Below are 7,256 nucleotides of genomic sequence, written 5' to 3' on the forward strand. Positions count from 1 at the left end.
CGCCGTATTCGCCGCGGTCTTCGCCGCGGTCTTCGGCGCGGTCTTCGGCGCGGTCTTCGGCGGAAAAGGCTGGGCCGCAACAGCCGTCAAATCGGATGCTGTTGACCGCGGCGGCCGTCACCGGAACACTCGTGCTGGCCATGCTGGTGACATTGGTGCTGCGCGGTGTCGCCGACTCCGGGCCGGTCGAACTCGATGTCGGCCACGCCCAAGACGGAGTCTGGCGGGTGCTCACCGATCCGGTCAACGGCTACGGGCGCGACGACGTGACCGACGTCCGCTGCAACAACGGCGTCAACCCCAGGGTGCGCAAGGGCGGCAGTTTCACCTGCACGGTCATAGTCGACGGCGTCCAGCGCCAGGTGCTGGCGGAGTTCGCCGACGACGCGGGGACCTACGAGGTCGATCGGCCGCGGTGAGGGCTGACCCGGAGCGCGGTGACTACCGAGCCTCCGGGGCTCGATCGGACATTCGGCAGTTTATTCGAGCGACGAGCGCACAAGTTGTCCATGTCAGCCATTCATCCGAACTACCATCGCTACGTGTCCCACCACGCCAACCATGCTCCCCTACTTTCAGCTGCGATCAAAGAGGCGCGAGATTCGTTCGCCGATTCCGGTATCCCGATTGGGGCCGTTCTGGTAAATCCAGCGGGCGCAATCGTCGGTCGCGGGCACAATCTTCGCGTTCAGACAGGTGATCCCACCGCTCACGGTGAGATATCATGCCTACGTAACGCAGGACGGCGTCGCGATTACCAGAGTTTGACCATGTACACGACACTTGCACCATGCATCATGTGCACCGGCGCCCTGTTGCTGTACAAGATACCGAGAGTAGTGGTCGGAGAATCCAGAACATTCCCCGGAGAAATTGACCTGCTACGCGCGAATGGCGTCGAGGTAGATATACTCGACGACGTCGAATGTATTGAACTGATGCGTGAATTTATAGCCACGCATCCAGACGTCTGGAACGAAGACATAGGGGTCCAGTCGTGACCGACGGCGCCGACGAGGATTCGCCAGTCGCGCCACCTCTTCCTGAGCGCGAGACCGCTACTCCATCCCCGGTGGGAACCAAGGCATCCGGATTATTTGAGATTTCACAAACACACATCCGTAACGCATACGACCTGCTCTCAATCCTCGACTCCAAGGCATCGGCACTTTTAATGTTCAATGCTCTGGTGTTAACAGCATTGTCGGTGTGGCTGAACAATATTCCACTGAATTTCATGCACTTCATCCTGGACCTGGCGTTCCTGATCATACTGGCATCATGCGTTCTTGCCCTGCGAATCGTCCGGCTTAAATGGGCTCAATTGGGCGATGACCAAGATTCGCTGAACAAATTGCGGGATAAACGTACCGCGCTGTATCAGAAGGCGTGGTGGTCGTCAGTTGTCGCCGTCACGGTCCTGATATGCGCATCCACTGTGCATACGGTAGGGACACTCGTCGAAATGAGAGGACTGTGTACGGGTTGGTGCCAAACGCTGTTCTCGGACGAGGTGTTGGGCAACCTCGACGCCGGATCACACGACGATTGAAATCCCCCACACCCATTTCAAAGTTCTTCTGAGACGCCGGCATTCCACCAATTAAAACTGTCGACGTCGCAGCGACGCGTACCCGAGGGTGCGCACTTGTACGCCCGACCCCGGCGAGTCGCGCACAAACACGCACTCTCGCGGGTTGGGCGGCCGGGTTGGTTTGGCGGTGGCGGAGGGATTTGAACCCTCGGAGGGGGGTTACCCCTCACACGCTTTCGAGGCGTGCTCCTTAGGCCGCTCGGACACGCCACCGCGGGACAGCCTACCGAACGACGGTCCCGTCAGCCCAATCGCTGCCGGGCGAAGAACGCCTCCAGTGGTGCGGCGCACTCGGCCGCCAGCACGCCGCCGCGCACTTCCGGGCGGTGGTTGAGGCGGCGGTCGCGCACTACGTCCCACAGTGAGCCGACCGCCCCGGTCTTGGGTTCGAAGGCCCCGAACACCAGCCGCGCCACCCGGGCGGCCACCAGCGCTCCCGCGCACATGGTGCACGGCTCCAGGGTGACGGCCAGCGTGGCGCCGGTCAGCCGCCAGCCGTCGCCCAGCACCGCGGCGGCCTCCCGGATCGCCAGCAGTTCGGCGTGGGCGGTCGGGTCCCCGAGGGCTTCGCGGGCGTTGGCCGCCCGGGCCAGCACGGTGCCGTCGGGACCGACCACCACCGCGCCCACCGGGACGTCGCGGGGACCGGCCTGTCCGGCAGCCGCCAATGCCGCGCGGATCAGGTCCTCATCTGCGGCCGGGCCGGTCACCGACCGCGTCGCGGCAGCGCCGCGGTGAGCTGCTCGTCGAAGCCCATCTCGCTGGCGATCCGGTGCAGTTGCTCATCGACGGCCAGATCGGATTCGTCGAGGATGACGCCGAGCACCGCGGCGGGCAGCCCGATGTCGGACAGCAGGCCCAGATCGCCCTCTTCGAACGGGTCGGCATCCTCCAGGTCGTCGGCGTCGATGTCGGCGTCGAGCTCCTCGAGCACCTCGTCGGCGATGTCATAGTCGAGTGCGGCCGTGGCATCCGACAGCAGCAACCGGGTGCCCGCCGGGCCGGGCCGGATGATCACGAAGAATTCGTCGTCGACGTTGAGAAGTCCGAAAACCGCTCCGGCGCTGCGTAGTTCACGCAGCTCCGTCTCCGCCTTGGTGAGGCTGGTCAACGCCACCGCACGCATCGACGTGCAACGCCACTTGCCGTCTTCGCGCACAACAGCGACACCGAAGCCGTCCAGCGTGTCCGCCGGCCGGCCCTGTGTGGACGCGCCCTGTGCTCCCATGGCCGCCAACGGTAGTCGCCGTTCACGCCCTTGACCAGCGTGTGCCAACCTGGAGAGGTGGTGGCAAGGGCAGTGAAAACACCGGTGTGTGTATTGGGGCTGGGCCTGATCGGCGGGTCGGTGCTGCGCGCCGCCGCGGCCGCCGGCCGGGAGGCGTTCGGTTACAACCGGTCGGCCGATGGGATGAACGCCGCGATCGCCGACGGCTTCGACGCCACCACCGAGCTGGAGACGGCGCTGACCCGGGCGGCGGAATCCGGCGCGCTGATCGTGCTCGCCGTCCCGGTGCCCGCACTGCCGGCGTTGCTCGACCACATCCGTCGGCTCGCCCCCGAGTGCCCGCTGACCGACGTCACCAGCGTCAAGGCGTCGGTGCTCGACGCCGTCACCGCCGCCGGGCTGCAGCACCGCTTCGTCGGCGGACACCCGATGGCCGGCACCGCCCACTCGGGCTGGCCGGCCGGGCACGCCGGGTTGTTCGAGGGTGCGCCGTGGGTGATCAGTGTCGATGACCACGTCGACCCGGCGGTGTTCTCGACGGTGCTCGATCTGATCCTGGACTGCGGCTCGATCGCGGTGCCGGCCCGCTCCGAAGAGCACGACGCGGCGGCGGCAGCGATCTCACACCTGCCGCACCTGCTGGCCGAGGCGCTGGCGGTCACCGCCGCCGACGTGCCGCTGGCGTTCGCGCTGGCGGCGGGATCGTTCCGGGACGGCACCCGGGTCGCCGGGACGGCCCCGGAGCTGGTGCGGGCGATGTGTGAGGCGAACTGGCTGCACCTGCTGCCGGCGCTGGACCGGATCATCGAACTGCTGGGTGACGCGCGGGATTCGCTGTCCGCCGCGGACTCGGTGGCCGAGCTGGTCAATCATGGCCATGCCGCCCGGACCCGCTACGACAACTTCCCGCGCCACGAGATCGTCACCGTCGTGGTCGGGGCGAATGACTGGCGCCGGGAGCTGGCCGCGGCGGGCCGGGCCGGCGGGGTGATCAGATCCGCGCTGCCAACCCTGGATAGTCGATGACGAACCCGTCCTCGTCGACGGTGATGGTGGTGCCGTCGCGGTCGGTGCCCGGGGTCAGGATCGTGATACCGGCCTCGGTGCTGCGGTAGCTGGCCTCGGCCGCGATCACCGACATCTCCGGAAGCCACAGATAGACCGTCGGGAGCGCCACGGCGGCCGCCCGCTCGTGCAGCCGGGCCCGCCGGATCGGCAAGGTGTTGAAGAACGGGCTGAACACCACGTCGATGTCCAACGCCCCGTCGTAGGCGGCGCGTGACTGCCCGCGGGAGTCGGTGATCAGCCACATGTTCTCTTCATCGCGCGCGATCACCAGCTGGCGGTCACGTTCGGCCACTGTGACGGTGACTCCCAGCCGTTTGGTGGCTCCGGACTCGTCGGTCGCCAGGTCGTAGTAGGCGCTGAACGCCGGGTGGGCGTCGGTGGCACCCGCCACGATCCGGCCGTTGGCCTTGATGCGGTTACCGGACAGCTGCACCCGCACCGATTCCATACGCGGGGCGTCGGGCGCCCGCCAGGTCAGGATCGCCGGCCACGAGCCGGACGGGGCTGCGCTCACCGGACTACCGTAAGCGACCGGTCGGCGATCCGCAGCCTCACACCCCCTATTCGGAAACTGCCCAGAACACGGTCATAACCGTTTCAGAACCGGCAAGATGGAAACCATGAGCAGCGACCACACCGTGCCAGTCGACCCATCTCCGGGTGAACCCGGTGCACCTCCGCCAGGTGCTGCGATGCCGTTCACCCGCGCCGGGGCACTGTGGAGCGCCCTGATCGCCGGTTTCCTGGTGCTGATCGTGCTGTTGGTGTTCGTCACCCAGAACACCGATCCGGTCGACCTGCGATTCCTGGCGTGGCAGTGGAGTCTGCCGCTGGGGGTGGCGATCCTGCTGGCGGCCGTCTGCGGCGGACTGGTCACCGCGCTGGCCGGCACGGCACGCATCTTCCAGTTGCGGCGCGCCGCCAAGAAGTCGCTCGCCGCCCGGCGGTAGCCGGCAACTAACCCGTTGCTTCGGCGGCGTCGTTGCCGGGCAGCCGGGATTGGTTGCGTGGCAGCAGGTCCCAAACATGTTCGGTGCCGTTGGTGGATGCCACCGCGGCCTGCCCGGACCGCGAATACAACAGCCGGGTCACCGACACGTAGTCGATCGGGAACGACAGCAGCCGCGCGGTGCCCAGGATCTGGTGCAGCACCACGTTGATCACGCCGCCGTGGCTGAACACCGCCACGGTGTCGTCGGCGTCGGCGGCGGCCACCACGTCGGTGACAGCGGCGGCCACCCGGGCACAGAACGCGCTCTCGTCGACGTCGCCGGGTAGGTGACCCTGCGACATCCGGGCCCAGTCCTGCGGGCGCTCGGTGCGCAACTGCTCGATGGGCAGATAGCCGGCCATGTCCCGGTCGTACTCGGCGAACCGCTCATCGATGTCGATGGCCATGGCGCGCCGACGGGCCAGCGGTTCAGCGGTCTGCACGGCCCTGCGCTGCGGGCTGCTGACCAGCCTGGTGATCGGGTAGCGCTGCAGCGCATCGGGCAGGCGCAGCGCCTGCTCGAGTCCGATCTCGGACAGCTCGGGGTCCGACCCCTGGCCGTATTCGCTGCGCAGCGGGAGCGCGTGACGGATAAGCAGCAATTGCACGCTGCCATCCTAGGTGGCGCCGGTCACGAGGCGGCGGCGTCGCGAGGGCGCTAGCGGTGTCTAGCTGCGCCGCTTGAACGGGTTCAGCGCGCCCAGCGCGTCGAGCAGCCGGGTCGGCCAAGAGCGAGGAGCCACCCTGTCCTGCGTCTGCTGCGCCTCCTGGGCGTAATCCTGAATGGATTCGTCGCCTTCTTCCGCACGCACGGGTCTCACTCCTCCGGTGGGTCTTCGGGCACCAGCCGCTCCGGTGTCTCTTCGGGGGCCAGCCGTTCGGGCGGGTCCGCGGGGACCAGCCGTTCGGGCGGGTCCTCGGGCACCCGCCGAGGCGGCGGCTCTTTCGGCGTCCCCGGTTCGGGGGGCAGCTCGGGATTCATCTGCGTCGCCTACCCGGCGGGCGGCGGGGGCAAACCCGCGGGGCGAGGGTGCGCAGTTGTACGTCAAACCGCGGCGTGTTGCCGGGCAAACACGCACGCTCGCGGGGGGTGGAGGGGGTGGAGGGGGTGGAGGGAGTGGAGGGGGTGGAGGGGGCGCACTGACTACAGCGGGAGGCGGACGGTGAACTCGGTGTGGCCGGGTCTGCTGGTCACCGCGATGGTCCCACGGTGCGCGCGGACCACCGCCGAGGCGATCGCCAGCCCGAGCCCGGTGCTGCCGCCCTTGCGGGACCGGGAGGTGTCACCCCGGGCGAACCGTTCGAAGATCTCCGGCTGAAATTCCGCCGGAATGCCCGGACCGTCGTCGGTCACGCTGAGCACCGCCTCGGCGCCGTCGACACCGAGTCGGGTGGTCACCACGGTTCCGGCGCCGGTGTGCACCCGGGCGTTGGCGAGCAGGTTGGTCAGCACCTGATGAAGCCGGGCCGGATCGCCGGGCACGGTCACCGGCTCCTCGGGCAGGTCGAGTTCCCACTGGTGATCCGGGCCGCCGACGTGAGCGTCGCTGACCGCGTCGACCGCCAGCCGCGACAGGTCCACCGGCTCATGCTCGAGCGGCCGCCCGGAATCGAGCCGGGCCAGCAGCAGCAGATCCTCGACCAGCTGGGTCATCCGCTGGGTCTCGGACTGTACCCGGCTCAGGGCGTGCGCCAACGATTCGGAGTCGACGCCGTCGGCCGCCGGGATCCGTTGCGCCAACTCGGTGTAACCGCGGATCGCGGTCAGCGGGGTGCGCAGCTCATGGCTGGCGTCCGCGACGAACTGGCGCACCCTGGTCTCGCTGGCCTGCCGGTTCGCCAACGCGGCGGCGATGTGGTCGAGCATCCGGTTGACCGCGGCGCCCAGTTGGCCGACCTCGGTGCGCGGGTTGGTGTCGGACTCGGCGACCCGCACCGGCAGCGTCGCCTCCCCGCGGTCCAACGGCAGGTCGGCGACTTCGCCGGCGGTCTGCGCGACGCGGCGCAGCGGGGCCAGCGCCAGCCGGGTGACGACACTGCCGGCCGTGGCCGCGGCGGCCACCGCGACCAGGGTGACCAACCCGAAGATCAGCAGCACCCGCACCATGGTGGCGTCCACGGCGGCCAGCGGCAGCCCGATGATGATCGTCTCCCCGCCGTGGCGGGCGTTCGTCGCCACCAACCGGTAGCGGCCGACACCGTCGAGCCGCCGGGTGACCGGCGCGGGCTCGGCGACGATACCGGCCAACTGCGTTGTCGCCAAAGCACTCAGCTCCTCACGCAAACCGGAGGTGCTCAGACAGCCGGCGTCGGTGATCCGGTCCTCACCGTCTGCCGAGTCCACCACCGCGCCGACCATGCCGACCGGCTGGCCG

The 7,256-nt window shown here is 68.3% G+C and carries 12 protein-coding genes and 1 tRNA gene; 5 read left to right on the plus strand and 8 right to left on the minus strand.

Annotated elements, in window-relative coordinates; translation table 11 throughout:
• Positions 1–140 precede the first annotated feature (140 nt).
• The 3 genes from DQP56_RS21025 to DQP56_RS24490 all read left to right on the plus strand — a co-directional run bounded on the left by DQP56_RS21025 (position 141) and on the right by DQP56_RS24490 (position 1,552).
• A complete protein-coding gene (locus DQP56_RS21025) occupies positions 141–419 on the plus strand; it encodes a DUF4333 domain-containing protein (RefSeq protein WP_234825759.1) in 279 nt (92 codons plus the stop codon).
• Between the two features lie 90 nt (positions 420–509).
• Entirely contained in the window at positions 510–1,001 is a 492-nt protein-coding gene (locus DQP56_RS21030) for a nucleoside deaminase (RefSeq protein ID WP_112688756.1), read from the plus strand.
• Entirely contained in the window at positions 998–1,552 is a 555-nt protein-coding gene (locus DQP56_RS24490; protein ID WP_133258991.1) for a hypothetical protein, read from the plus strand. Before DQP56_RS21030 ends, DQP56_RS24490 begins: the two co-directional genes overlap by 4 nt.
• A gap of 164 nt (positions 1,553–1,716) precedes the next feature.
• Here DQP56_RS24490 and DQP56_RS21040 read toward each other — a convergent pair.
• The 3 genes from DQP56_RS21040 to DQP56_RS21050 all read right to left on the minus strand — a co-directional run bounded on the left by DQP56_RS21040 (position 1,717) and on the right by DQP56_RS21050 (position 2,822).
• Positions 1,717–1,807 (minus strand) — tRNA-Ser (locus DQP56_RS21040).
• 29 nt (positions 1,808–1,836) lie between these two features.
• Positions 1,837–2,304, minus strand: a complete 468-nt coding sequence (locus DQP56_RS21045; protein ID WP_112688760.1) for a nucleoside deaminase — start codon at positions 2,302–2,304, stop codon at positions 1,837–1,839.
• A complete protein-coding gene (locus tag DQP56_RS21050) occupies positions 2,301–2,822 on the minus strand; it encodes a tRNA adenosine deaminase-associated protein (protein ID WP_041319077.1) in 522 nt (173 codons plus the stop codon). Before DQP56_RS21050 ends, DQP56_RS21045 begins: the two co-directional genes overlap by 4 nt.
• An 84-nt stretch (positions 2,823–2,906) precedes the next feature.
• Between DQP56_RS21050 and DQP56_RS21055 the strand changes: the two genes are divergently transcribed.
• The gene (locus DQP56_RS21055) at positions 2,907–3,848 is read left to right on the plus strand and encodes a prephenate dehydrogenase (RefSeq protein ID WP_234825760.1); all 942 of its coding nucleotides are present in this window, start codon (positions 2,907–2,909) and stop codon (positions 3,846–3,848) included.
• Here DQP56_RS21055 and DQP56_RS21060 read toward each other — a convergent pair.
• Positions 3,814–4,404, minus strand: coding sequence for a putative glycolipid-binding domain-containing protein (locus DQP56_RS21060; protein WP_112688764.1), 591 nt, complete (start codon positions 4,402–4,404; stop codon positions 3,814–3,816). The genes DQP56_RS21055 and DQP56_RS21060 overlap by 35 nt on opposite strands.
• A gap of 106 nt (positions 4,405–4,510) precedes the next feature.
• On the opposite strand from DQP56_RS21060, the gene DQP56_RS21065 reads away from it, so the two are divergent.
• Positions 4,511–4,840, plus strand: a complete 330-nt coding sequence (locus DQP56_RS21065; RefSeq protein ID WP_112688768.1) for a LapA family protein — start codon at positions 4,511–4,513, stop codon at positions 4,838–4,840.
• 7 nt (positions 4,841–4,847) lie between these two features.
• On the opposite strand, the gene DQP56_RS21070 is transcribed toward DQP56_RS21065, so the two are convergent.
• The 4 genes from DQP56_RS21070 to DQP56_RS21080 form a co-directional block, all read right to left on the minus strand.
• Entirely contained in the window at positions 4,848–5,489 is a 642-nt protein-coding gene (locus DQP56_RS21070) for a histidine phosphatase family protein (RefSeq protein WP_112688766.1), read from the minus strand.
• A gap of 60 nt (positions 5,490–5,549) precedes the next feature.
• Complete coding sequence (locus tag DQP56_RS24850) at positions 5,550–5,693, minus strand: hypothetical protein (protein WP_165825098.1); 144 nt, start codon at positions 5,691–5,693, stop codon at positions 5,550–5,552.
• A gap of 5 nt (positions 5,694–5,698) precedes the next feature.
• Positions 5,699–5,863, minus strand: a complete 165-nt coding sequence (locus DQP56_RS24855) for a hypothetical protein (protein WP_165825099.1) — start codon at positions 5,861–5,863, stop codon at positions 5,699–5,701.
• A gap of 162 nt (positions 5,864–6,025) precedes the next feature.
• On the minus strand, positions 6,026–7,256 hold a 1,231-nt coding region (locus DQP56_RS21080; RefSeq protein ID WP_205868942.1), incomplete at its 5' end, for a sensor histidine kinase.

This window comes from Mycolicibacter senuensis (assembly GCF_003284925.1).
GTDB lineage: Bacteria > Actinomycetota > Actinomycetes > Mycobacteriales > Mycobacteriaceae > Mycobacterium > Mycobacterium algericum_A.